The following is a 26,136-nucleotide window of genomic DNA, read 5'->3' on the forward strand; positions in this document are numbered from 1 at the left end:
GGAGGCAGTGCTATGGGTAGAAGCGATTGGATTGGGCTAGGCATCAGCGCGACGATACATGCGTTGCTGCTGCTCCTGCTTGCATTGCTGACGGCCTCGCGTCCGCAGCCGCCGCGGCTGGGATACGTTGAGGTGGCCTTCGGCGAGTTTTCCACCGGGCAGCCGGTGAAGGCGGTCGACAAGGCGCCCGAGTCGACGACGCCCGATCCGCCCAAGGAGCCGCCAGAGCCCAAACCGAAACCGGTCGAAGAAAAACCAGCGGCCACGCCCGAAGCCGAGCCGGTTGATCCGCCGAAGACGGAGCCGAAGGCCAAGGAAACCATTCCGCCAACAGAGAAAGAAACAACCCCGCCGCAACCGCAGCCCAAACCCGAACCACAGAAGGAAGGCGCCGACGAGCAAGAGTCGAACAACGAGACGGGGGCCAATCAGGGCGATCCGGGCACCGGCACTACCGAGCAGAAAGCCGCGCCCTACAACATTGAAGGGCTGAATCGTGACCCACGGCTCGCGCCCCTTCCGGCCTATGCCGAGAAGGTGAACGCCACGATTCGGGTGCGCATTACGGTGGCACCGGACGGGCGCATTGTGCGCCGCATTCCGCTGATGAAGGGCAACCCGGCGCTCGAAAATGCCGTCATGACGGCCCTGCAGCGCTGGCGCTTCAACCGGCTGCCGTCCGAGGCCCCGCAGAAAAATCAGACGGGCATCATCACGTTCGTCTTTCGCGTGGAGTAGCGGGACCGCTACGCCGCATTTTGTCGGTCATGGGCCGACGGCGTTGCATGCTGAGTGGCATGGCGTAACCGGGCGATCTGTGCTTAGGCTGTGTTTGAAAACCTCTCGCGGACTGCGCCCGGTTGGAGAGCCGTTGCTGCTTCGAACGCCTTGCAGCTACGGCTTCCCCCTCGGGCTCGCGCTCACGTTGATTTTTCAAACATAGCCTAGCCGTCCTGCAGTTTCTCCTGTACCACCGATGCGCGCTCCCGAATGGCCGCGCGCTCCTCGTCCGACTTCCGCCGGAGGTTGGCGAGTTGGAAGTTCATGCGGTGGTTATTGCTCAACCGATCGGCGTGGCGGTCCAGAAAATCCCAGTAGAGGGTGGTGAAGGGGCACGCGTCGTCGCCGGTGGCCGCGTCGGGGTTGAAGCGGCACTGCGTGCAGTAGTTGCTCATCCGGTTGATGTACTTTCCGCTGGCGGTGTAGGGCTTCGAGCCCATCAGGCCGCCGTCGGCAAACTGCGACATGCCGAGGGCATTGGGCACGGAGACCCACGGCCAGGCGTCGACGTACATCTGCTCGTGCCATGCGTTGAAGGCGTTCGGATCGGCCCCGTACAGTAGTGCAAAGAGGCCCAGCACCATGAGGCGCTGGATGTGGTGCGCGTAGCCGTGCGTGAGCACCTGCGTGGTGCATTGCTGCAGGCACGTCATGTCGGTGTCGCCGGTCCAGTACAGCGCGGGCAGCGGGCGGGTGGCGTCTAGCGCGTTGCGGGTGGCGTACTCGGGCATGTGGCGCCAGTAGACGCCCCGCACGTACTCGCGCCAGCCCAGGATCTGCCGGATGAATCCTTCGACGGCGTTGAGCGGCGCTTCGTCGGCCGTGTAGGCCGCTTCTGCCCGGCGGATGGCGTCCATCGGCGCGAGCAGCTTTAGGTTGAGAGCCGCAGCGAGCCGCGAGTGGTACAGAAACGGACGCTCGGTCCACATCGCGTCCTGGTACGTGCCAAAAGTGGGCAGGCGGTTCGTGATGAAGTCGTCAAGCGCCTGCTCGGCCTGGGCCGGCGTTACCGGCCATTGAAATTTTTCGCAGGCCCCAGGCGCATCCGCAAAATGGGCCTCGACCGCTTGCTGCGCCTCGGCCAGCGGGGTATCGCCGTAGGCAAACGAGGGGCCGTTGGGCACAAGTCCGGGGCCCTCCCGGCCGAACGATTCGCGATTGTCGCTGTCGTAATTCCACTCGCCGCCCACCGGGTCGCCCGCATCGGTGAGGAGCACCTCGTGGGCGCGGCGCTGCTCGCGATAGAAGTATTCCATCGTGAGCGTTTTGCGGTCGCTAGCCCACGCGTTGAACGTTTCGTGGGACACCAGGAAGTGGGCGTCGGGAACGACCGTGTGCGGGCACTCCTCTGCCGCACAGGCCTCCTTGAGCGCCTCGTTGAGCGCGTAGTCGCTCGGCTCGGTCCAGACCACGCGCGCCGGCTCGTGGCGCGCGATCTGGTCGCGCAGGAACGCGGGCGCCGGGCGGGCTGCTGCCGACTCCACCGGGGCGTAGTGCACCGTCCAGCCGTCCCGTTCAAGGTCGGTGCGGAAGGCGCGCAGTGCCGCGAGGCCCAGCACAAGGCGCTGCTTGTGCTCGCGCCCGTCGAAGGCGCCCTCGGTTATGCAGAGGGCATCCTGCGAGGGGTCGAGGCGATCGAAGAGGGCTGCGTCGCGGTCGAGCTGATCGCGTAAAACGAGGGCGAGCGTGCGCATCGCGTGGGAAGCCAAAAGACGAAGGTTACGAGCTGCGCACGGTGCCCAGGCCGCCATCCACCCCGATGACCTGGCCGGTCACCCAGTCGGTGTCGCGGCGAAGCAGCCAGCAGATGGCCGGCGCCACGTCTGCGGGTGTGCCCACGCGCCCCAGGGCGTGCATGGCCTCAGACTGCTTGCGGCCGGCGTTGCTGCTCAGGATACCTTCGGCCATGGGCGTATCCACGAGTCCGGGCGCTACCGCATTGACGCGCACCCCGCGTCCGGCATACGTGGCGGCTGCGGCGCGCGCCAGGCCCACCACGCCTGCTTTTGCTGCGGCAATGGCTTCGTGGTTTTTGAGGCCGGTGCGGGCCACGGCCGAGGACATCAGCACGATGGAGCCGCCGTCCTTCATCATGGCGCGGGCGGCGGTTTTAACGGTGAAGAACGCCGTGTCGAGGTTCAGGCGAAGCTGCTCGCGGTACTCGTCTTCGGACGTCAGGTGGGCCGGTTTTAGGAGGATGGAGCCCACGGCATTCAGCACGCCATCGAGCCGCCCGTAGGTATCCGTGGTGTAATCGATGAGTTCTTGCACGGCCCCCAGGTCGGTTGCATCGGTGGGGCGAGCATCGCCGCCGGTAGCTTCGGCGAGTTCGTCCAGATCGGACGCAGAGCGGGCTGCCAGGACGAGCTGCGCGCCGTCGTCGGCAAGCCGCTGGGCAACTTCCGACCCGATGCCGCCGGTGGCGCCAATGAGAATGTAGACAGGAGCATCAGCCATTGCGTTGGGGAATTAGGAAAAGAAAGCAATGGCTTGGAAGCGGTGCGCGAACCGGTGATTCGTGGAGCGGGCGGATATAGAGGAATCGTTACGGCTCGTTAGTGGAGGCCTCGTCGAGCGGTGTGCAAACGAGGAGGCCCTCGGGCGTGAGCATCACCTCGCCGCGTCCGGCATACAGCTCCTGCAGGCGCTCCTGGAGGTCGGCCAGGTCGGCGCTGCGTTCAACAAAGGCCTCCACATCTTCTGAGAAGCTCGGGCCGTCGTCGGTGACGGCGAGGCAGATCATGGCATCGTTGGAGCGGGCCCGAATGGTGAGGGTGCAGGTGTCCGCCTCGTCGGTGCGCAGGCGGTGGTGCAGGGTGTGGGCGGCGAGGGGCTGCACGGTAAAGCCGGCGACAGGCACGTCGTAGAGCGCCGTGGGAATGTCGGTGTTAACGGTGAAGCGATCGCCATACTGCAGCCGGGCCAGGGCGAAGTAGGACTGCGTAGCGTCAATTTCGGCGTAGAGCGGTTGCGTCCCCGCCGCGCGCGACGAGCGGGCGTAGGTCAGCAGCTCCTGCGTATGCTCGAGGACGGTGCGCGCCTCGTCGGGCTGCTCGGGGAGGCGCTCGAGGGCCAGGGCAAGCGCCTCGTCCAGCAGTTCGGGCGTCAGCTCGGTGCGCAGCGTTCGGATGGTGTCGCGCTGCGCGCGCAACTCGTTGGCCGCTGCATCGGCAAAGCGCTCCTTGAGGTCGGTCACGAGCATTGCCAAGAGGCCTCCAAAGGCGCCCATGAGCACCCCGGTGCCTAGTACGGGATCGGCCTCCAGCAGGGGCGCTTCGAGCACGACGGCCAGGCCAAAGAAGATGCCGGCGGTGGCCCCGGCCAGCGCAAACGCCTGAATGAGGGCGCGCCCCGCAATCGCCGCGCGCGTGGCGGGGGGAACGGCGTCGGCCAAGATGGAGCGCAAAACATAAAAGACGCCACTGTTTGCCGTGACGGCCAGCAGCGTGCCCAGCAAGAGGTTGCCCCACACCAACGGATTAAACGGCGCAAACGGTTGGGGATAGCCCACCATGTACAGCACGGTAGAAAGCACCAGCGCGCCGACGAGCGCGCCAACAGAAGCGAGCAGACCGTTTGACACGGCATTGGTATCCGACATGAGCAGACAGCAACCAGTAAAACGAAGCACGAAGCGCCCCCGGCACCGATCCGGCAGGGCTCGGATGCACGCAGTGTGCGGGCAGGCGTTCCTGTGATTTACGCGGACACGTCATCCATCACGGGCGACGAGGCGTTCTGGCTGGCATGCACATGCGGAAGCGTGACGATAAACGTTGTGCCGTAGCCGGGCGTGCTCTGAAACGTGATGGTGCCATGCAGCAGGTGCACCATGCGCTTCGTGATTGCAAGGCCCAGGCCCGTTCCCTCGTGCGTGCGCGAGTGACCGCGCGAGGCCTGCGTAAAGGGTTCAAACAGTTGCAGTTGAAAGGCCGGAGAGATGCCGATGCCCGTGTCCCGTACGATGAAGCGCACGCCGTCTGCGGTGTTTTCTGCCGACAGATGCACCGAGCCTTCCGGGGTGAACTTGATGGCATTATCAACGAGATGGCGTAGCACGCGGTGCAGCAGGGCCCGATCCGTCTCCAGCGATACATCCTCTGCAACTGTCATGTCCAAGGCAAGCCCTTTCTGTTGGGCGGCCGCCTCGAAGGCCGCAAGCACCTCGGCCATCAACTCGTGGGCGTGCACGGAATACGGCGTAACCTGCAGCATGCCCGACTCCAGCTGGGCCATTTCAAGGACGGCGTCGAGGGTGTTGGCCAGGCGTTGCCCGTTGGCGTAAATGTGTCGGGCGAACGCCGCGTGGGGCGCCTCGGGGTCGTCGCGGATAATTTCCGCATAGCCGATGATGCTGGTGATGGGCGTGCGAAGCTCGTGGCTCATGTTGCCCAGGAGGCTCGACTTGAGGCGGGCAACGGCTTCGGCCTGCTCCTTGGCTTTGGTGAGCTCGGCCTCGTACCGCTTGCGCTCGGTCACGTCGCGCACCGCCACCACGCGCACCACCCGGTCGTCCATCTGAATGTTGCGCGCTTCGATTTCGGCGGTAAAGGTGGTGCCGTCTTTGCGAAGAATTGTGCCCTCATACGGCTTCTCGCCCTGGGTTTTTAAGCGTTCGCGGACGACGGTCCGTGAGGATTCGGTGAGGTAATTCAGAACGTTACTTCCTAGAATCGTCTCGCGTGGGTACCCCGTCATTGTGGAAAGGGCTGTGTTGGCATCCACAATCGTACCTTCGCAATGAACCAAGATGCCCTCGGAGGTGGCCTCCGCAAGACGCTTGAAGCGGGTCCGGCTCTCCGAAAGCTCGCGCGAGCGGCGCCGGAGGCGGACGTACAGCAGCCCCACCACCAGGAGGCCTATGGCAATGGCAATGGCGCTGGCGATGCCGATCCACTCCAGGTAGCGGCGCGGGGTGGCGGCATAAGTGATGTCGTCTGGGGTGCGCGGGTACACCTCGTAGTAGCTTGTGTAAGGTTTGGTGAGGTCATACTGCCCCAAAATGCCCGTTACGACAATTTCGTCACCAATTTCGTACGACGTGAGAGGGACCGGTTGAAGGCGCTCATGGTCGACGAACACGGCCAATACGGCGCGGCGCTCGCGCATATTCATCAGGAGATAGTGGCCGCCGCCGTTGGAGCCTTTGTTGACAACGTGTCCCTGAATGCGAATCAGCTGGCCTTCATAGCGGTTGCCAACGGCTTCCGGCAGCGAAAGAGGAACCGGCGCGGGGGGCTCCGGCGGCGTGGGCACGACCTCGTACGATGTGACTTTCATCACGGGAAGGCCATATATGGTGCGAACCGTTCCTGTTGCTACCACGCTGTCGCCACGTTGTACTGGCGGCCCTTTTTGGGGCAGGTCTAGAGCAATGCCGCTGGTGTCGTGCTGAATAAAGACGCGGCGCTTTTCAAGTACGTTTGAGGCTACCGAGGCCCGCCCTACTACTCGCACGGGGCCCTGGAGCGCCGCGCGCGCTGCGGCGTCGATGATCTGCCCCGGCGTGAGCGGTTGCGCAATGCTGGGGGCCGTCCATAGCCCAGCTAGCACCCCGGCCAGCAAAAAAGTGCGCCCAAGCGTGCGCCCGAAGTGTCCTTCGGGAAAGAGATGAAGCATGCAGCGAAGATCCCGTCAGGAATCGTAAGTCAAGGGAAAGCGATGGTGTGGGATAGACAATGCAAAATGCGTTCCGCAGTGTCGCATGGTCGCCCAATTAGCAGCAAACGCGGAAATCATCCAGCGTGTGCATTCATCATAACGCGTTGCTATATTGCATCACAACCTACTGATTTGTCAAACCGCCCGTGTTTGCTTATGGCCGAACGCACCCTTTTTCAAAAGATCATGGACGGTGCCATTGATGCCGATATCGTTCATGAAGATGAGCACTGCATCGCGTTTCGCGACATCAACCCGCAAGCCCCCACGCACCTTCTGGTGGTGCCGCGCACGCCCATTCCGTCGCTCGACGAGGTGACGGCCGACGACGCGCCGCTCATCGGGCATCTGTTTGTGGTGGCACGGAAGCTCGCGGCCCAGGAGGGCCTCTCGGAGGGCTACCGCACGGTGTTCAACTGCGGCGCCCACGCGGGGCAGTCGGTCGATCATCTGCACCTGCATCTGCTGGGCGGGCGCCCGATGGAGTGGCCGCCGGGGTGAGCACGCCGCCCATTTCTCGCGTACTCCCCTCACCTCATATCCCCAACGTATGTACACTTTGGGCGTTACCGGCGGCATTGGCAGCGGAAAGACCGTCTTTTGTCGATTTTTGGAAGCGTTCGGCGCACGTATCTTCTATGCAGATCTGGAAGCGAAGCGCCTGATGCAGCACGATGAGGCGGCGCGTGCGGCCATCGTTGCGGCGTTTGGGGCCGAGAGCTATGCCGACGATGGATCGCTCGACCGGGCGTATTTGGCCGACCACGTGTTCGGGGATGCGGAGCGCGTGGCTACGCTCAATGGCATTGTGCATCCGCTCGTGTTCGACGCCTTTGAAGAAGCGAAGACCCGCGCGGCGGCCGAGGATGTGGAGCTGCTCGTTCATGAGGCGGCCCTTCTGTTTGAGGCGGGCGGCGATGCGCATGTGGATGCCGTGGCGGTCGTTGTGGCACCGGAGGCCGACCGCGTGGCCCGCGTGGTAGAACGCGACGACACTACGCCCCAGGCGGTACGGGCGCGCATGCAGCATCAGTGGCCGCAAGAGAAGCTGCGCGCCCGGGCCGACTACGTTATCTCGAACGACGGCTCGCTTGAAGATCTGCGCCGTCGTGCCTACACCTTGTACCAAACCCTCACCACCCCATGATTGGCATGTGTAAACGTTCCCTGCTGCGCGTCGCGCTGCTCATGAGCCTCACGGGCCTGCTGGCTGTTCCGCAGGCCGTTGGACAGGCTGCGCCGGTGCTTCTGGTTCCTGCGCCCGACTCGGTGCAGCTTGCCCCCATGCTGGAGTACATCGACCGAACGTGGGACACGCTCACGCGCTCGCACGACGACCTCCTCGCGGCGCTCCCCGATTCGAAGATCGAGCACACGCCCGGCACGCCGTACCCGCTGTACGTGGCTGCTAGCGAGGATCCCGCGGCGGTGCGCCGTACGCTGTCGCAAACACTCTCCGACGCGGCGCTCGCGCAAATCAACATCCAGCAGCTGCCGCGCAACCCGCAGGCGCACATGGCGCAGATCGATCCGCACGGGCTGCTCTACCTGCCGCATCCGTATGTGGTGCCGGGCGGGCGGTTCAACGAGATGTACGGCTGGGACAGCTACTTCATCCAGCGTGGCCTGCTGGCAGCCGGCCGCCTGGAACTCGCGCAGGCCATGATCGACAACCACCTCTACCAGGTGCGGCACTACGGCACCGTCCTCAACGCCAACCGCACGTACTACCTGACGCGCTCGCAGCCGCCCTTCCTGACGGCCATGATCTGGAATGTCTTCCAGGCCACGCGCGATACCTCGTGGCTCGCGTCGACCCTCCCCGAAATTGAAACCTACTACCGGTATTGGACGCAGCCGGCCCATCAGGCGGGCGACACCGGCTTGGCGCGCTACTGGGCGTTTGGCGAGGGGCCGGCGCCCGAGGTGGTGATGGGCGAGGTGGATGCCGATGGGCAAACCCACTACGACCGCATCCGGGCCTACTACCGCACGCACGAGGTGACGGCGTACGACGAGTCGATGTACTACGTGGCGGCCGCCGATAGCCTCACGCCGCTGTTTTACAAGGGTGACCGTACGATGCGCGAATCGGGCTTCGACCCAACCAACCGGTTCGGGCCGTTCAGCATTGACATCATCCATCATGCGCCGGTGGGGTTGAATGCGCTGTTGTACAAGATGGAGCGCGAAGCGGCACAGATCTACGCAACGTTGGGTCGCGACAGCACGGCCGCTACGTGGCGTCAGCGCGCCGCGGACCGCCTCGCGGCCATCGACCGCTACCTGTGGGACGATGCTGCCGGCACGTATCGTGACTACAACTTTCGTACGCAGCGCCCCAACGCCTACCAGTTTGCAACCGCCTTCTATCCGCTTTGGGTGGGTGCGGCTTCTGCCGAGCAAGCACAGCAGCTGGTGCAGCGGCTCTACCAGTTTGAGGCGCCGGGCGGGCTGCTCACCAGTTCGCACATCACCGGCAACCAGTGGGACGCGCCCTTTGGCTGGGCCCCGCTGCAGCTGATTGCGGTGGAGGGGCTGCGCCGCTACGGGTACACCGCGGCCGCCGATCGGCTGGCCAAGAAGTTTGTCGACCTGGTGGCGAAGGAGTTTTCCGAGCACCGCGTGATCGTCGAAAAGTACGACATGGTGCAGCGTGAGTCGGACGTTGCCTCCGGTATCAAATACGGATACAGCGAAAACGTGATTGGCTTTGGCTGGACGAACGCCACGATGCTGGTGCTGCTTGAACAGCTCCGGTAACGACCGGGCGTATTACGATCGGGCGTAGGGGCGCCGATGAAGCGCGGCGCCCCGCCCCGCGGCGCGCGCCGGGTGTTGAATCCGTTATTGCAAATGCTCGGCGTTTGCAAAAAAGCGCGGCCCCCGAGGGAAACGAAACCGCGACTGATGCTTGTAACGAAAGCGGTTCCAATGAATGCTCTTGCTTCATTGGTTAACACCGTTAAGCGTCCATTCTTCTGCTACCACACCCAAGAGATCGTCTTATGGAAACCACCGCTCCCGACACGCGGGCGCTGGCGCTGTCCAGCCCCGCCACGCATCCACCGTTTCGCACCGCGGCCGTGCTGGGCGCCGGCACGATGGGCGCGCAGATTGCTGCGCACCTCGCCAACGCCGGCCTTGACGTGCACCTGCTGGACATCGCGGGCGACGACGATCCCAACGCGGTCGTCAAGAAAGGGCTGAAGCAAGCCCAAAACGCCAAACCAGCGGCGTTCTTTACCGATGACGTCGCCGACCGCATCTACACCGGCAACTTCGACGACGACTTCGCGCGTATTGCCGACGCCGACTGGATCATAGAGGCCGTGGTGGAGCGCATGGACATCAAGCGCGATGTGCATGCCCGCATCGAGGCGCACGCCGCTGCCGACGCTGTCATTTCCACGAACACCAGCGGACTGCCCATCCACGAAATTGCCGAGGGCCGTTCCGAGGATTTCAAGCAGCGCTTTTTGGGCACCCACTTCTTCAATCCGCCGCGCTACCTGAAGCTGCTGGAGCTCGTCCCGACGCCCGCGACCGATCGGGCCGTGGTGGAGCGCGTGGCGCAGTTTGGCCGCTTGCACCTGGGCAAGGGCATCGTGGTCGCCAACGATGTGCCCTACTTCATTGGCAACCGGATTGGCGTGTATGCTCAGCTGCAAGCCATCCGCTACTTCACCGAGGGCGCGTACACGATCGAGGAGATCGACACGCTGACGGGCAAGCTGGTGGGGCACCCCAAGTCGGCCACGTTTCGGACGGCCGATGTGGTGGGCCTCGACGTGCTGGCCGACGTCACGACAAACCTCCACGAGAAGGCGGTGGATGACGAGAAGCGCGATGCGTTTCAGGTGCCGGAGCTGCTGCAGCGCCTGGTAGACGAGGGCCGCCTGGGGGCCAAGACGGGCGCCGGGTTCTACAAGAAGGAAAACGGTGAAATCAAGTCGATTGACCCCAAGAGCTTCACGTACACCGGGGCCGACGAGCAAGAGTTGAATCTGGATGCAATTTGGAGCGCGGGCGGCGTAGAGGCGCGCCTGCAAGCGCTGTACGAAGACGACGGCCGTGCGGGGCAGTTCTTCCGCGAGACCACGCTCGACCTGATCGGCTACAGCGCCCGTCGCCTGGGCGAGATCACCGACAACCCGGCCGATGTCGATCGTGCCATTCGCTGGGGCTTTGGCTGGGAGCTGGGGCCGTTCGAGATGTGGGACGTGCTCGGGTTCGAGACCGTCCGCGACGGCCTCGCAGCCCACGACATTGAGACGCCCGACTGGGTGGACACCATGGCGTCGTCCGGGCAAACGGCGTTCTACAAAACGACGGAAAGCAAGCGCCACGTCTACGTGCCGTCCGATGGCGGCTACGTGCCCGACCCGACGCCCGCGGATGAACTCACGCTGGATCCCATCAAGGCGGAGCCGTCGAACGAGCTGTGGCACAACGACGAGGCGGCGCTGCTGGACATTGGCGATGGCGTGGCGCTCTTCGAGTTTCGCTCGAAGGCCAACAGCCTCGGCCGTGCCGTAATGGAGGGGCTGCAGGAGGCCATCGCGAAGGTGGAGCACGACCCCAACCTGCGGGGCCTCGTGGTAGGCAACGAAGGCAAAAACTTTAGCGTGGGCGCCAACCTGGGCGAGATGGCGACGGCCGCCCAGCAAGGCCAGTTCGACCAGATCGGGCAGTACATCGCCGGGTTTCAGGAGACGATTCAGCGCGTGCGGTATGCCAGCAAGCCGGTGGTGGTGGCCACCCACCAGAAGGCGCTGGGCGGCGGCTGCGAGATGGCCATGGCCTGCCCGCACCCGGTGGCCGCGGCCGAGACATACATCGGCCTTGTGGAACTCGGGGTGGGCCTGATTCCGGCGGGCACCGGCACGATGCGCATGGCCGCCTGGGCCCATCAGCGCACGCCGAGCGATCATGCCAGCGACATCCAGGCAACGCTGCGCAGCTACTTCGAAACCATCGCCATGGCAGAGGTCGCCGAGAGCGCGCCGCAGGCCATCCAGAAGGGCTTCTTGCCGGAGCACACGCGCGTGGTGATGAACGCCGATCGGCGCCTGCATGTGGCCAAGCAAGAGGTGCTGCGCCTCAGCGAAGAAGGCTACTTGCCGCCGCCGGTACAGAACAAGGTGAAGGTGCTGGGCGAGAAAACGCTGGCCGCGTTCAAAGTGGCGCTGCGCCAGTACCGCGAAGGCAACTACATCTCGGCGTACGACGAATTTCTGGCAACCAAGCTGGGCTACGTGCTCACGGGCGGCGATCTCTCGGCCCCGCAGGAGGTTCATGAGGACTACCTGATTGAGCTGGAGCGCGAAGTCTTCCTGAGCCTGTTGGGCGAGGAGAAGACGCAGGCCCGCGTGGAGCACATCCTGAAGCACAACAAGCCGCTCCGCAACTAAGCACGCCCTCGCACCGCTTTCCATACCAATCAACACCATTATGCAAGCAACCAACGAAGCATACATCGTGAGCAGCGTGCGCACGGCCGTCGGCAAGGCCGACCGTGGCACGCTCCGTAACTATCGCCCCGAGGCGCTGGGCGCCGAGGCCGTTAAAGGCGCCATCGGCCGCGTTGAGGGCCTTACGCCCGAGCAGGTCGACGACGTCATCATGGGCTGCGCCTTTCCGGAAGGCCCGCAAGGCATGAACGTGGGCCGCGCCATTGCACAAAAAGCGGGCTTGCCCGACCACGTGCCCGGCGCTACCGTGAACCGGTTTTGCTCCTCGGGCCTCCAAACGATCGCCATGGCCTCGCAGTCGATTGTGACCGGGCAAGCGGAGGTCATCGTAGCCGGCGGCGCCGAGTCGATGAGTCAGGTGCCCATGAGCGGCTTCTTCTTCCAGCCCGATCCGGGGCTCGCCGAAGACGACATCGACTTTTACGTGTCGATGGGTATCACCGCGGAGAACGTAGCCGAACGCTACGACATCTCGCGCGAGGACCAAGACCGCTTTGCCCTGCAGTCGCATGAGCGCGCCGTAGACGCCATCGACAGCGGCCGCTTCGCGGACGAGATTGTACCCCTGCACGTGGAGGAATCGCACTACGAAGGCGCGGCCTACGAAGGCGGGACGACCACCGCGGTGCAAACGACGTTTGACACGGACGAGGGCCCGCGGCGCGACACCAGCCTGGAGGCGCTGGGCGGCCTGCGCGGCGCGTTCAAGAAGGGCGGAAGCGTAACCGCGGGCAACTCGTCGCAACGCTCCGATGGCGGCGCGGCCACCGTGGTGATGAACGGCCGCATGGTCGAAGAGCTGGGCGTCGACCCCATCGCGCGCCTCGTGGGCTTTGCCGTTGCCGGCGTAGCGCCCGAGGTGATGGGCATTGGGCCGGTGGAAGCCATCCCGAAGGTGCTCAAGCAGACGGGCCTGTCGCTCGACGACATTGGGCTGGTTGAGCTCAACGAGGCGTTTGCGGCGCAGTCGCTCGCCGTGATTCGCGAAGTGGGCCTCGATCCCTCCATCGTGAACGTAAACGGGGGCGCGATTGCGCTGGGCCACCCGCTCGGCTGCACGGGCGCAAAGCTGTCGGCGACGCTGCTGCATGAGATGCGCCGGCGCGGCGTGCGGTACGGCCTGTGCACCATGTGCGTAGGCGGCGGCATGGGCGCGGCGGGTATCTTCGAGAACCTTGCGGCCTAGGCGTCAAACGCCACTGCTGGAACAGAAAGCGCGCGGGGCCTCACATGGTGTGGGGCCCCGCGTTCGTTTGCGTGGGGTTAGGTGCGGGCAAGGTGCAGGCGCTGCTTCCAGCGATGGGTGCGCTGCCGCCAGCGCGCAAACATGGGCGACTGGACGGTGAAGTGCCGGATGTGCCGGTTCCGCCAGTTTTGCCAATGCCAGTAGAGCGCCTGCGGCCACAACCGACGCGCGCGCGCCATCCAGGGCAGCGGCGGTGCATCATCGGGTGCATAGCCAAGCGGACGCATGACGGCGCCGGAGATGGCCTCGACAAGCGCGATGTCGCGCGGACTGAGGCGGTCGCGCCAGGCCTCTGCGCGTTGCGGGGCGATGGGCCGCGTGGCCGTTGCGTTGAACGAGCGGGCGGCGGCGGGCGTCATGTACCGCGCGGCGCGCTCGTGGTACGCGAGCATTGCCGGTTCAAACGGGAGGTCGATGAAAGTGCACACCGCCCGCACCACAGCTTCGGGGTCGTGCACAAGGTCTTCGTAGCGCACCAAGCAACGCTGTTCGGTGGGCACATGCGCCTCCAAGAGGGCGCGGCCCGCGGTGAGGCTCTTGCGGTGATTGAGCGCATTAAACACGACGTTGCTCGGAAAGAAGTCGACCCGTTGCATCGATGCCACACAGGCCCGGGGGTCGCGCACCATGTGCACGAACCGCGCGTCTGGAAACATGTCGATGAGCACGTCGGACCAGAACAAGTTGCCGGGCGTCTTCTCGCCCCAGCGGGGCTTGTCGTGGTGCGCCGCCCAGGCCGTGAGCAGCGCTTCGTAGGGCCGGCGGAGGTCGATTGGATCGGCTACAACGGCACGCCGTAGCGCATCGAGGTCCAGCTCGGGCACGACGGAGCGGTTCGCCGCAAAGAAGTCGGCCACAAAGCGGTCGTAGGCCGCGCGATCCATGCCGGGGGTGCGCCACCGATGGAAGGGCGTGCGCCCCCGAAACGAATAGAAGTAGCTGATTTCGTCGGGGATGGCCAGCGCCGAATGCGCGTTCAGGATCAGCCGAAGGAGGGTGGTGCCTGAGCGGTTGGCGCCAACGATGAATACGGGTGCAGGCATAGGGGGCGGGAGCTAAAGGAGCAAGCGTCCGTCGCGGCGCAGCATGTGATAGCGCGTGGCCACGTAGCGGCGCAGTTGGAAGGGAGCGAGCAGCGCGGCGGCTTGCAGGCGCCGGGTGAGCGGTTCGGGCCATCGGCGGGCGCGCTGGATGTCGAGGCACCACGCGACCGTGCGGTGAAAGATGACGTCGGCGGCAAACCAGTCCTCCCAGGCGGCGCGGGCGGCGCGGCCCATCTGCTCGGCGCGTGGGGCCAGCGCCGCGAGGCGCTCCGGGATGGACGCAATTGCATCTTCAGCGACGTGGACGCTAAAGGACGGCCAGTCGGGGCCGTCGGGGTAAATCCAGTCATCAGCGATGATGACGGGCGCGCGGCCCATGCGCATGGCTTCAAAGAGGCGCATGCTGCTTACGGCGTCGCCGCGCGGGCACAGGATGAACTGGCTGTTGTGGCAGCGGTCCACGTACTGCTGCTGATAGGCCGCCACGTCGAAGGGCGTCTCGTCGTCGGTCAGGCGGTCGCGCTGGGCCGAGGTGTCACGGATCAAGCCGCGCGGGTCATCGGCAATGGCGAGCAGCGGCGCCCGCGTTTGGGGCCAGGTGTCGATGGCGCCCACAAACGAGTACAGGTACGGGCGATCGGCCACGTGTGGATCGAACGTGAGGTGGTCGAAGTCGCACACTTCAAGGTATGTGCCCGAGCGTACGCGGTCGGGAAACAGGCAATCGGGGCGGCGCACGCAGCCGTACACGCCCGGCAGAAAGGGCACGCCGTAGTAGCGGCTGTTCACCACAAACGCCTTGTGCCGGTAGCGACGCAAGACCGGGTGGCGCCGCGTGACTTCTTGATAATCGCCGGCCGCGTGGGCACGATCGACAAAGAGAATCAGGTCGGCGTCGAGCGGCGAATCGGTGACGGTATGCACGCCCCGGCGGTCGCGGGCCGCAAAGCGCTGCAGGCGCGCCAGGTCATCGTGCGCATAGGGCGGAACCGTCGGGTCGTCGGCGGGCGACGGCAGCGAGGCGGTCAGGAATACGCGGGCCATCGGCGTAGGGGCAGGGGCAAGGAGGGAAGGCCTCCCCAATGTGCATGCCGACTATTGCACCCGCATGCTCCTTTGGCGCATCGCGCGTGGCACGTCTGGACACGCCTTCTGGCCTGCCGCATCAGCGCGCGCGGTGCTACGCTGCCATGCCGGCCGTGGCGCTGGCCGCCGACGGGCGTACCTCCTCGGCCACGTCGTACGTGGCGGTCGTCTCCATCCGGGGCTGAATCACCATCTCGCCCAACAGGCCGGTGGTAAACATCTGCGCGCCAAACAGGATGAGCAGCGCGCCCAGCAGGAGCAGCGGACGGTCGCTCAAGTTCTGCCCAAACACCAGTTTCGTGATGGACAGCCACACGCTGATGACAGTGCCCAGCAGGAACGACACCGTGCCAAGGGACCCAAAAAAGTGCATGGGCCGCACCGCAAAGCGCGTTAAGAACATGACCGTGATGAGGTCCAAGAAGCCGCGCACAAAACGCTCAACGCCAAACTTGGTGCGGCCGTGTTTGCGGGGATGGTGCTGCACAGGGCGTTCGGTGATGCGCTCGAAGCCCGCCCACTTGGCCAGAACCGGCATGTAGCGGTGAAGCTCGCCGTACACGTTGATGTTTTGGACGACCTCCGTGCGGTACGCTTTTAGGCCGCAGTTGAAGTCGTGCAGCGGGAGGCCCGAGATCCAGCGCGTCACCATGTTGAAGAAGCGACTCGGGATTGTTTTGGAGATCGGATCGTGGCGCGTCTTTTTCCAACCGCTTACCAGGTCGTAGCCCTCCTCAAGCGTAGCAAGCAAGCCTGGAATCTCGGCCGGATCGTCTTGCAGGTCGGCGTCCATGGTAACCACGTAGCGCCCCGCCACCCGCTCGAAGCCCACAGCCAGCGCAGCGGATTTGCCGTAGTTGCGGCGCAGGCGCACGCCCCGAAAGCGGTCGTCCTCGGCTGCAATGGATTGAATGGCGGCCCACGTTCCATCGCGCGACCCATCGTCCATCAGCCACACCTCAAACGTGCGATCGGCCGACGCGCAGGCCGTGCGGATCCGATCGGCCAGCTCCGGCAGCGAGGCGGCTTCGTTGTACGCCGGAACGACAATGGACACGTCGATCGCTTCCGGCGCGGCGTCAGCAGCAGGCATGGACACATCAGGCGAATCAAACAAACGCGTATCGCAAATTACGCGGGCTCCGTCGGGCAGATCCTGCCGCCCCCCAAACGCCCGCAAACGCACGACAGCGCGCTACTGCGTCGCCGCGTGGTGCTCTTTGGTGGAGGGGAACGTGAGCGCGGGCCACTCCTCAATCATGCGATCGAGCCGCCATTGACTGATGGCCAGGTAGGCCAGCGCGCCCTCGGCATCACGAAAGAGCTGGTTGATGTTTTTGTGCTCAAACGCCTCCAGCTCCTTGGCAGGCCCCTCAACCCAGCGGCAGCACGTGTACTGCACGCCGGTAAGGTGCGCATCCACGTTGTACTCATCGGACAGCCGATCGACGGTCACGTCAAACTGTAGCGCGCCCACCGCGCCCAGGATGTAATCGTTGCCGCGGAGCGGCCGAAAGACCTGAATGGCACCCTCCTCGCTCAGCTGCTTCAGGCCTTTGCCCAGATGCTTGGCGCGAAAGGGGTCGTCCAGGTGTACCTTGCGGAAGTGCTCCGGCGCAAAACTGGGCACGCCGGTAAATTGCAAATCCTCGCCCTCGGTAAAGCTGTCGCCAATTTTGATGGTGCCGTGGTTGTGAATCCCGATGATGTCGCCCGGAAACGCCTGCTCGACGCCGGCCCGGTCGCGGGCCATGAAGGTGGTGGCGTTGTTGAGGCGCGTCTCGTCCTTGGTCCGCTGATGCACCGCACGCATGCCGCGCTCGAAGGTCCCCGAGCACACCCGCACAAAAGCCATCCGGTCGCGGTGGTTGGGATCCATGTTGGCCTGGATCTTGAAGACCACGCCCGTAAATTCGTCTTCATTGGGCTGCACCACGCGCGTGGTGGTCGGACGCGGCTGTGGCGGCGGGGCGATTTCCACGAAGGTATCCAGCATATCGCCCACGCCAAAGTTGCTCAGGGCCGAGCCAAAGAAAACCGGCGTCTGCTTGCCGTCCAGGTAGCGCTGCGCATCGAGGTCGTTGCCGGCCTCGCTGATGAGCTCCACGTTGAAGCGCAGGTCGTCGGCTTGCGAGCCCAGCACCTCGTCCAGTTGCGGATCGGCCAGGTCGTCAATGGGCAGGCGTTCGTGGTTGCCCTCCAGGTCGGCGTGCGAAAAGAGGTGCAGCTCGTCGCGGTACAGGTTGTAGGTTCCGCGGAAGCGATCGCCCATGCCAATGGGCCACGACAGCGGCACGGTCTCCAGGTCGAGGGTTTGTTCAATATCGTCCAGCAGCTCAAGCGGCGGCAGCCCAAACCGGTCCATCTTGTTGATGAACGTGATCACCGGCATGTCGCGCATGCGGCACACCTCCATCAGCTTGCGGGTTTGCTCCTCCACGCCGTTGGCATTGTCCAGCACCATAATCACGCTGTCGACGGCCGTGAGCACGCGGTAGGTGTCCTCCGAGAAGTCGCGGTGGCCGGGCGTATCGAGCAGGTTGAGCTCCAGGTTGCGATACGGAAACTTCATGACGGAGCTCGTCACGCTGATGCCGCGCTCCTTTTCCATGTCCATCCAGTCGGAGCGGGCGTGGCGGTCGGCCTTGCGCGCTTTAATCTCGCCGGCCTCACGGATGGCGCCGCCCTTCAGCAGCAGCTTCTCGGTGAGCGTTGTCTTTCCCGCATCCGGGTGGCTGATGATGGCAAAGGTGCGGCGCTTTGCGATTTCTTTTTCCAGCGGCGACTGCTTGTGGTGTTTCTGGGGCGGAGCAGCGGTTTCCATGGGCACAGGCAACAGATCGGAAAACAACAAGATGGAGCGGGTAAAAACGACCGACGCACGCGCAAGTTGCAAACGGCATAGGTGCCCACGGACGCTCAGCACGAGTTGCCGGGCGTGTGCATGAGCTCGCGTGCGCTTTTGAGGGCGGCATCGGTCACGTCGGTGCCGCTAATGAGCGTCGCCACCTGCGCGGCGTGTTCGTCTTCAGGCAAGCGGCGGATGGTGGTGTGGGTGCGGCCGTCGGCTACCGTTTTGTCGACCACGAAATGCACATCGCCCAGGGCCGCAATTTGGGGAAGGTGGGTGATGGCCACGATTTGATGGTAGCGCGCCAGGCTGTACATGCTTTCGCCCACGCGGCGCGCCATATCGCCCGAGACGCCGTTGTCGATCTCGTCAAACACGAGGATGGGCAGGCGTTCGCTTTTGGCCAAAATGGTTTTGAGCGCCAGCATGATGCGGCTAATTTCGCCGCCGGAGGCCACGTCCACCAGCGGCTTGGGCGGCTCGCCGACGTTGGTGCTCAGGTAGAACGCCGCCTGGTCCATGCCGCGCGGGAGGGCCTTGTAGCGGGCCTCGGTGCCGGTAGGACGGATCCAGCCGTCGTCGGCGGGGAGCTGCTCGAAGCGCACGTCAAACCGGCTGTCGGGCATGCCCAGGGTGCGCAGCTCCTCTTCGATAGCTGCCTCCATGCGGCCGGCCACTTCGCGCCGCTTCGCCGACAGGCGCTGGGCCGCATCGGTCAGTTCGGTCTGGGCCGCTTCAATCTGATGGGCCAGGCGCTCCAGGTTGCCTTCAAAATCTTCGGCGAGGGCATACTGTTCGCCGATGCGCGCGCGGTGGTCGAGCACCGCCTCCAGCGAGCCGCCGTACTTGCGCTTCAGGCGCTCCAGCTCGGTGATGCGCTCGCGGATGACCTCCAGCCGCTCGGGGTCGAACTCGACGTGGGCGTTGTAGTCCTGCAGGAAGCTGGCGAGCTCGTTCACGATGATCTGCGCCGATTGCATCTCCTCGACCTGCGGCGCAAACGCATCGTCGATGCGGGCCAGGTCTTGCAGCTCGTTGCGCGCCACCACGAGCTGATCGTGCACGGCGTTCTCGGAGGCAAAGAGCATCTCATACAGCGCGGCCGTCGCGTCGTAGAGGCGTTCAGCGTGCTCCAGCACGCGCTCCTCGGCCCGCAGCTGCTCCTCCTCGTCGGGCTGCGGGTCGACGGCGTCAATTTCCTTGATCTGAAAGCCGTACAGCTCCCGCTGCTCCTGCAGCTCGCGCTCGCGGGCGGCCAGCTCGTCGTATTCGTCCACAAGCGCCGCCACCTCACGCCGCTTCTGCTGGTAGTGCTGCACAAGTCCACCCAAACCGCCAAAGCTGTCTACAAGCCGGAGGTGCGTGGCAGTGTCAAGCAGGCTCTGGTGCTCGTGCTGCCCGTGCAGGTCCATTAGCTCGGAGGAAACCGCACGCATCACATCGAGCGTCGCAGGCGTGTCGTTGATGAAGCCGCGGCTGCCGTGCTTCGTGATCTGGCGGCGCAAGATGAGGCGCGGCAGCGGATCGGTGTCGATGGCGTGCTCGGCGAGCAATTGCCGGACGCGGTCGAGGTTCGCCTCGTCAAACACCCCCTCGATTACCGCTTTTTTGGCGCCTTCGCGCACCACGTCGGTGTTGGCACGATCGCCCAAGATCATGCGCAGCGCGCCCACCAAAATCGACTTGCCCGTGCCCGTCTCGCCGGTGATGATGTTGAGGCCGCTGCCAAACGTAATTTCCAGCTCATCGATCAGGGCGTAGTCCCGAACGTACAGCGAACGAAGCATGGCAGCGGCATGGGGGCGGTTGGGGCAGGGCTGGGCAGCACGCGGGGCTATCCGATGAGCGACCAGCCTTGTTTGATTTTCTTCTTGGCGTACTTGTACTTCATCTCGGCCGTTTCGCCGGTCGCGTTGTTACGGATGGTGACCTTGTCGTTGCGGCCGGGCTCGTCGGCCACGGTCACGGTCTGTTGGCCTTCGGCGGTCGGGTCGCGGTCGGCCGCTTGGTTGGCGCCGCCGGTGCCGTCGCCGCCCTGAATGGCAAAGTTTGGGTCGGCCGCGTCGTGCTGCGTCTGGGCGCGCGAGGGATCGAGGCGGCCCTTGGGCGCGCGGTCGTCGGCGCGCTCTTGCTCGTCGGTGACGAGCGGGCCGGCGCGGAAGACCATCGAGACGACCTCGCGGCTGATCTCGTGCATCATGTCCGCAAACAGCTCGTAGGCCTCCATCTTGTACTCCACCACGGGGTCCTTTCGGCCAAACGAGCGGAGGTTGATGCCCTCCTTCAGCTCGTCAAGCTCGCGCAGATGGTCGGTCCACTTCGAGTCAATGATCGACAGCATCGCGGCGCGCTCCAGCGCGTCGTTAATCTCCTGCCCGTTGGTGGTAATCGCTTCGTCGACATCGGCCACGGCGCGTAGCAGCTGCTGGCCTTCGGAGAAATCCACAAAGACCTGCTCGGGGGTGTCGTCGCCGTGGTTCGCCTTGAGCTGCTTGAGGCTCTCGTAGAAGGGTTGTGCCAGTACGGCGCGCTTCTCGTCGTAGTACGCGGTGGCTTCCTCAAAGATGCGGTCGGTTACGCCGTCGGCCCCGAGCTGCACGAAGGTCTCGCGGTCGACGTCGAAGTCGAATGCCAGCAGGCGCAGTAGGTCTTCCCGCAGGCCCGCGAGGTTGCCATCGCCGTAATGGCGTTCCACAAGCTCCTCGATGAGGTCGTGCAGCATGCTCAAGATTTGGCCGTGGAAGCGGTCGCCGGTAAGGGCCTGGCGGCGGCGCGTGTAAATGACTTCGCGCTGTGCGTTGAGCACGTCGTCGTACTCCAGCTGGCGCTTACGGATGGCAAAGTTGTTCTGCTCGACCTTGCTCTGCGCACGCTTGATGCTCTTGTTGATCCACGGGTGTGTGATGACCTCGCCCTCTTCCAGGCCAATGCGGTCCATCACCTTCGCCACGCGGTCGGAGCCAAAGAGGCGCATCAGATCGTCTTCGAGCGAGACGTAGAATTGGCTCACGCCGGGGTCGCCCTGGCGGCCCGCGCGGCCGCGCAGCTGCAAGTCGATGCGGCGGCTTTCGTGGCGCTCTGAGCCCACAATGGCCAGTCCGCCCAACTCGCGAACGCCCTCGCCCAGTTTGATGTCGGTGCCGCGGCCCGCCATGTTCGTGGCGATGGTCACAGCCCCCTTGCGTCCGGCTTCGGCCACCACCTCGGCCTCCTGCTTGGCGCGGTCTTGCTTCGCGTTGAGGAGGTTGTGCTTGATGCCCGCGCGCTTAAAGAGGCGGCTCAGGTGCTCCGAGACCTCCACCGAGGCGCTTCCTACAAGCACCGGTTGGCCCTTCTCGTGGTAGGCCTTCACCTTGTCGAGCACCGCGTTGTACTTCTCGCGCTTCGTCTTAAACACGAGGTCGTCCTTGTCCTCACGCCGCACCGGTTCGTGCGTCGGCACCACAATAACATCCAGGTCGTAAATCTCCCCAAACTCTTCGGCTTCCGTCTCGGCCGTACCGGTCATGCCGGACAGCTTGTCGTACATCCGGAAGTAGTTCTGTAGGGTGATGGTGGCATACGTTTGGGTAGCGGCTTGCACCTCCACCTGCTCCTTGGCCTCGATGGCCTGGTGCAGCCCTTCCGAGTAGCGACGGCCCTCCATCACGCGGCCGGTGTGCTCGTCAACAATCTGCACCTTGCCGTTCTCGACGATGTACTCGGTATCCTTTTCGTACAGTGCAAAGGCCTTCAGGAGCTGCTCAATCGCATGCAGGCGTTCGGCGCGCTCGGCGTAGGTGCTGTACAGCTCGCGCTTTTGTTCTTGTGCCTCGCGGGCCAGGTCCTGCTTTTGATCGATGAGGCGCTCCTCGCGTTCCTCGGTCGAGAGATCGCTTTCCTTAAGCTCGGCCTCTAGCTCGCGGACGGCCTCCTCCTGGGCCTGGTCGATTTCGGCGAGCTGATCGCCAATCATGGGCAGCACGAACAGGTCTTCTTCGGCGTCCATAAGCTCGGCCATGTAGGCGCGACCCTTCTCGCTCATCTCGATGGCGTGCTGCTTCTCATCGAGGGCAAAGTAGAGCTCAGCATCCACCTCGGGCATGCGCTTCGCATTATCCTGCAGGTAGAAGTACTCCGTCTTTTGGCGGAGGCGCTCCACGCCTGGTTCCTGCAAGAGCGCACGCAGGTCGTCGTCCTTGGGGAAGCCGCGCGTGGCGCGCAAGAGGGCAAGCCCGGCCTCGTCGCGTAGCTGCCGGGCTTTCTTTTTCTCCTCGTTGGCCTCGGCTTCCTCCATCTCCTCAAGGAGGCCGCGCGCCTTGGTGGTCAGTTTGCTCACAAGGCGTCGTTGCGCACGCACCAAGCGCTCGACCGGATCGCGCAGGGCAGCGAACTGATCGTCTTGCGGATCGGGCACCGGTCCACTGATGATTAGCGGCGTGCGCGCCTCATCGATCAGCACCGAGTCGATCTCGTCAATGATGGCAAAGTGATGGCCGCGCTGCATGAGCTGCTCGGGGCGCATCACGAACGAGTTGTCACGCAAGTAATCGAACCCAAACTCGTTATTCGTGCCGTACGTGATGTCGGCATCGTAGGCCGCCTTGCGCTCCGGCGAGTGCGGGTCGTAGCGGTCGATGCAGTCCACCGACAGGCCGTGAAACTCAAAGAGCGGCCCCATCCACTCGGCATCGCGCTTGGCCAGGTAGGGGTTTACCGTAACAAGGTGGCAGCCGCGGCCCACCAGCGCATTCAGGTACAGCGGCATGATGGCGGCCAGCGTCTTGCCTTCGCCGGTTTTCATTTCGGCGATGGTGCCGCGGTGCAGCACGATGCCACCGAGCAGCTGCACATCGTAGGGCACCATGTCCCACTCAATCTCGGAGCCGCCGGCGTGCCACGTCTTGCCAAGCATGCGGCGGCAGGTTTCCTTCATCACGGCGAAGGCCTCGGGCAGCAGATCGGCCAGCACGTCCTCTACCGTGTCGAGCCATTCCTCTTCCAGGGCGTCGAGGTCGTCGTACAGGGCCTCGCGCTCGCTGAGCGACACGCTTGCTTCGGGAGCCGCGGGCGGCGCGCCGTCGCCTTGCACCGCATCGGGGGCCGGCGCGGGCGCGGCCTGGAGCTGCTCGCGGATGGCCTCCTGGTCGGCTTCGATGTCGGCCACCGCGTCCCGGAGTTCGGCCCGGAAGGCGTCGGTTTTGGCGCGGAGCTCATCGTCGGTGAGCGACTCAAGCGTTTCGTAGTGGGCGTTAATCTCGTCGACGATGGGCCACAGTTCGTTCAGTCGACGCTTGTTGCGATCGCCAAACAGATCTTTAAGCCACTCAAACATGTACCTACAAAGCCGTGCCGTAAGAACAGTGAACGTGCCGCAGGGAGCGGGCAAGGAGCGCCCGTGTGCTACGGCGTGCATGGCACGCAAGCAGGCCCCTTCCGTTCCCCGCGCGGCCGCCGGGTGGTGGGGGCTTGCAGACTTTTTGTAACGTCTGGTTGCCTGGCACCACCCACGCGATATGCCGGAACGACCTTTGTGCCGTCGGTTACGGGTAACCGTTACCTTTCCCGGGACTCCAGCGGCTTGAGCCATGACGTTCAACTCGCTTGTCTTTTCAATAGCGGCGCGTTTGCATATGAAGAAGTTTTTTGTTCGCACGCTTCTGGGGGCGGCCTCCGGTGCCATGTTGCTGGTTGGTGCGTGGATGTACGGCCCACAGATCGTTGACAACTTCGAGACAAATGCGGTGGGCCAACCGCCCCAGGGTTGGATTCACGTAACGGAAAGTCGAGAGGTGACGTCCATCCAGCAGGCCCTGGAGCCGGGTGAAACGTTTGCGGTGAAAGCGGAGGATGGCAACAAATTTCTGCGCGTTGGCACCAGAAATGAGGCGCTCCGGTTTTCACAGCGCAACGGCGAGGAGTTTGACTGGTCGCTGAACGAGCATCCGCGGCTGCAGTGGCGATGGCGCGCGCTGCACCTGCCGGAAGGGGCCAGCGAAAAGGACAAAAACGACACCGGGGCTGCGCTTTACGTCACGTTTGGCTCCGATTGGTTGGGGCGCCCCAAGAGCATCAAGTACACGTACAGCTCAAGCCTGCCGGTTGGCACGGTCGTGTCGTTTGGCGCGCTGCACGTGATTGTGGTGAGCTCGGCGGTCAATGGGAAAATTGGCCGGTGGAAGACGGTGCAGCGCCGCGTTGCAGACGATTATGCGCAGGTGTTTGGCGGCACGCCGCCGAACCGCCCGGTCTCCATCACGGTGTGGAGCGATTCCGATACGACACATGGCAGAGCCCTTGCTGACTTCGACGACATCGTACTGCTGCCGCCTTTTCGGCGATGACGGATTGGCGGCACGTTCGTAGACGCGACGTTATTGCAATACCCCCGCCGTTTGTTGAACGGTGCTCACGTACCGCTCGTGCAACACCGCAGTTCTATCTTGCTGCTAACTTTTAGGCCGTTGTATGGAAGCAAATGGTACCCGTAGCGACGGGACGTCCGGAACGCAACAAGAAATGCGGGCCGCGCTCGATGAGTCGCGGAGTGGAGCGCCTGCGGCGGGCGAAACGCTGCGTGATCAGTTTTCAACCGACGAAATCTTCCATCGGCTGGTGGTGGCGGCCGATGAAGAGTTTAGCCGCTCGACGCGGCTGCTCTTCTTGAGCGGATTGGCCGCCGGGCTGTCCATTAGTCTGTCGTTTGTGGGCATGGTGGCGCTTTCTGCTGCAGTGCCGGGCGAGGGGGCTGCCGTCGTGGGCAGCCTGATGTATCCGCTGGGCTTCTTGTTTGTGGTGGTGGGGCGCTACCAGCTCTTTACCGAAAACACCCTCACGCCGGTGGCGCTGGTGCTCACGCGCATCGCGAGCATTCCGCTACTGTTGCGCGTGTGGGGGTGCGTGCTGCTCGCCAACGTGATTGGTGCGGGCATCACGGCCTATGTACTGGCGACCACGGCGGTGTTTGAGCCCGAGATGGCCGCCGTGGCGATGGAGCTGGGGCATCATCAGCTGGAGATGACGTGGAGCGAGCTCTTCTGGAAAGGCGTTTTTGCGGGCTGGCTGGTGGCGGGAATGGTATGGCTCAACTACGCGGTGCGCGACATGACTTCGCGGCTCTTTATCACCTTCTTTCTGATCTTTACCGTATCGGCAGCGGGCCTGGCGCACTGCATTGTGGGCTCCGCCGAGGTGCTGTACGTGGTCTTTCATGGCGACGCAAGCATCCTCACATACCTGATCGACTTCCTGGTGCCGGCTGTTTTGGGAAATACGGCCGGTGGCGTGTTGCTGGTGGCCATCCTGAACTACTCACAGACCCGTGATCGGCGCTTCCCGGATCGTGACTGCGGGCGGTTGGAGCTGACGTGGAGCGAGTGGATCTTTGGGCATGCATCAGGCCGGCCCGACCTCCTGGCTACGGGGACAGGCGGCGGACCCGAGACGTTCGACCCGCGTGGCGAGCCAACGCTTGCGCCGCCGGTCGATGCCGACGACCACGCGAAGGGAGCAACCGGCGACGACGCGATCGTCCTCACGCAGTATGGCGACTACGAGTGTCCTACCAGCCGCTCCATCTACGACGCGGTAGAGGGCGTGCTGGAGGCAACCGACGACGTGACGTACGCGTACCGGCATCTGCCCTTGAGCCAGCGGCACCCGCACGCGGAGCTCGCGTCGATTGCAGCGGAAGCGGCAGCGCGGCAAGATGCGTTTTGGCGCATGCACGACTGCCTCTTTGAGCAGCAAGACCACCTGGGGCGCGATGATGTGATGGCCCACGCGCAGGCCCTCGGGCTTGATGTGGAGCAGTTTCGGTCCGACTTGTCAGACGACACGCTGCGTGATGAGGTGCGCGCCGATCGGGAGTCGGGGCTCAAGAGCGGCGTGCGGCGCACGGCGAACCTGTTCATCAACGGCGTACGGTATCCCGGTCCGTTCACTGCGGATGCCCTGCAACGATCGATCCGACGGATGCGCGCGGTGCCCACAAACGAAGAGGCGGTGCCGGCGTAA

18 protein-coding genes are annotated in these 26,136 nt (G+C 64.2%); 8 read left to right on the plus strand and 10 right to left on the minus strand.

Annotated elements, in window-relative coordinates:
* Positions 1–12: 12 nt before the first annotated feature.
* Positions 13–738, plus strand: a complete 726-nt coding sequence (locus SALLO_RS0102100) for an energy transducer TonB family protein (RefSeq protein ID WP_022834674.1) — start codon at positions 13–15, stop codon at positions 736–738.
* A 206-nt stretch (positions 739–944) separates the two neighbouring features.
* Here the strand turns inward: SALLO_RS0102100 and SALLO_RS0102105 are convergent, their stop codons facing one another.
* The 4 genes from SALLO_RS0102105 to SALLO_RS14600 form a co-directional block, all read right to left on the minus strand.
* Positions 945–2,474 (minus strand): cryptochrome/photolyase family protein, encoded by a 1,530-nt coding sequence (locus SALLO_RS0102105; protein ID WP_022834675.1) that lies wholly within the window; start codon positions 2,472–2,474, stop codon positions 945–947.
* 25 nt (positions 2,475–2,499) lie between these two features.
* Complete coding sequence (locus SALLO_RS0102110; protein WP_022834676.1) at positions 2,500–3,237, minus strand: SDR family NAD(P)-dependent oxidoreductase; 738 nt, start codon at positions 3,235–3,237, stop codon at positions 2,500–2,502.
* An 88-nt stretch (positions 3,238–3,325) separates the two neighbouring features.
* Positions 3,326–4,381, minus strand: a complete 1,056-nt coding sequence (locus tag SALLO_RS0102115; RefSeq protein WP_022834677.1) for a hypothetical protein — start codon at positions 4,379–4,381, stop codon at positions 3,326–3,328.
* A gap of 98 nt (positions 4,382–4,479) precedes the next feature.
* Positions 4,480–6,399 (minus strand): PAS domain-containing sensor histidine kinase, encoded by a 1,920-nt coding sequence (locus SALLO_RS14600; protein WP_022834678.1) that lies wholly within the window; start codon positions 6,397–6,399, stop codon positions 4,480–4,482.
* A gap of 198 nt (positions 6,400–6,597) precedes the next feature.
* Here SALLO_RS14600 and SALLO_RS0102125 point away from each other — a divergent pair, with 198 nt between their 5' ends.
* The 5 genes from SALLO_RS0102125 (at position 6,598) to SALLO_RS0102145 (ending at position 13,101) form a co-directional block, all read left to right on the plus strand.
* Positions 6,598–6,942: a histidine triad nucleotide-binding protein gene (locus SALLO_RS0102125; protein ID WP_022834679.1), complete on the plus strand. Its 345-nt coding sequence runs from the start codon at positions 6,598–6,600 to the stop codon at positions 6,940–6,942.
* A 49-nt stretch (positions 6,943–6,991) separates the two neighbouring features.
* A complete protein-coding gene (coaE, locus tag SALLO_RS0102130; protein ID WP_022834680.1) occupies positions 6,992–7,588 on the plus strand; it encodes a dephospho-CoA kinase in 597 nt (198 codons plus the stop codon).
* 5 nt (positions 7,589–7,593) lie between these two features.
* Positions 7,594–9,204 (plus strand): trehalase family glycosidase, encoded by a 1,611-nt coding sequence (locus SALLO_RS0102135; RefSeq protein WP_040605872.1) that lies wholly within the window; start codon positions 7,594–7,596, stop codon positions 9,202–9,204.
* Between the two features lie 245 nt (positions 9,205–9,449).
* Positions 9,450–11,855, plus strand: coding sequence for a 3-hydroxyacyl-CoA dehydrogenase/enoyl-CoA hydratase family protein (locus SALLO_RS0102140; protein WP_022834682.1), 2,406 nt, complete (start codon positions 9,450–9,452; stop codon positions 11,853–11,855).
* Positions 11,856–11,895: 40 nt separating this feature from the next.
* Positions 11,896–13,101, plus strand: a complete 1,206-nt coding sequence (locus tag SALLO_RS0102145) for a thiolase family protein (RefSeq protein WP_022834683.1) — start codon at positions 11,896–11,898, stop codon at positions 13,099–13,101.
* A 77-nt stretch (positions 13,102–13,178) separates the two neighbouring features.
* Here the strand turns inward: SALLO_RS0102145 and SALLO_RS0102150 are convergent, their stop codons facing one another.
* The 6 genes from SALLO_RS0102150 to secA all read right to left on the minus strand — a co-directional run bounded on the left by SALLO_RS0102150 (position 13,179) and on the right by secA (position 23,455).
* Positions 13,179–14,204, minus strand: coding sequence for a sulfotransferase family protein (locus SALLO_RS0102150; RefSeq protein ID WP_022834684.1), 1,026 nt, complete (start codon positions 14,202–14,204; stop codon positions 13,179–13,181).
* A 12-nt stretch (positions 14,205–14,216) separates the two neighbouring features.
* The gene (locus SALLO_RS0102155) at positions 14,217–15,248 is read right to left on the minus strand and encodes an exostosin domain-containing protein (RefSeq protein ID WP_022834685.1); all 1,032 of its coding nucleotides are present in this window, start codon (positions 15,246–15,248) and stop codon (positions 14,217–14,219) included.
* 136 nt (positions 15,249–15,384) lie between these two features.
* Positions 15,385–16,383, minus strand: coding sequence for a glycosyltransferase family 2 protein (locus tag SALLO_RS14605; RefSeq protein ID WP_022834686.1), 999 nt, complete (start codon positions 16,381–16,383; stop codon positions 15,385–15,387).
* 102 nt (positions 16,384–16,485) lie between these two features.
* On the minus strand, positions 16,486–18,114 hold the full coding sequence (locus tag SALLO_RS0102165) for a peptide chain release factor 3 (RefSeq protein ID WP_051141255.1): 1,629 nt from the start codon (positions 18,112–18,114) through the stop codon (positions 16,486–16,488).
* A gap of 95 nt (positions 18,115–18,209) precedes the next feature.
* Positions 18,210–19,928 carry a DNA repair protein RecN gene (recN, locus tag SALLO_RS0102170; protein ID WP_022834688.1) on the minus strand — a complete coding sequence of 573 codons (1,719 nt, stop codon included), beginning with the start codon at positions 19,926–19,928 and terminating at the stop codon, positions 18,210–18,212.
* A gap of 47 nt (positions 19,929–19,975) precedes the next feature.
* Positions 19,976–23,455: a preprotein translocase subunit SecA gene (secA, locus tag SALLO_RS0102175; RefSeq protein WP_022834689.1), complete on the minus strand. Its 3,480-nt coding sequence runs from the start codon at positions 23,453–23,455 to the stop codon at positions 19,976–19,978.
* Between the two features lie 298 nt (positions 23,456–23,753).
* Between secA and SALLO_RS14610 the strand changes: the two genes are divergently transcribed.
* Together SALLO_RS14610 and SALLO_RS18580 are read left to right on the plus strand one after the other, a co-directional pair.
* On the plus strand, positions 23,754–24,464 hold the full coding sequence (locus tag SALLO_RS14610) for a DUF3047 domain-containing protein (RefSeq protein ID WP_051141256.1): 711 nt from the start codon (positions 23,754–23,756) through the stop codon (positions 24,462–24,464).
* A 124-nt stretch (positions 24,465–24,588) separates the two neighbouring features.
* Positions 24,589–26,136: a formate/nitrite transporter family protein gene (locus SALLO_RS18580; protein WP_022834691.1), complete on the plus strand. Its 1,548-nt coding sequence runs from the start codon at positions 24,589–24,591 to the stop codon at positions 26,134–26,136.

The organism is Salisaeta longa DSM 21114, from assembly GCF_000419585.1.
In the GTDB taxonomy this organism is placed as follows: domain Bacteria; phylum Bacteroidota; class Rhodothermia; order Rhodothermales; family Salinibacteraceae; genus Salisaeta; species Salisaeta longa.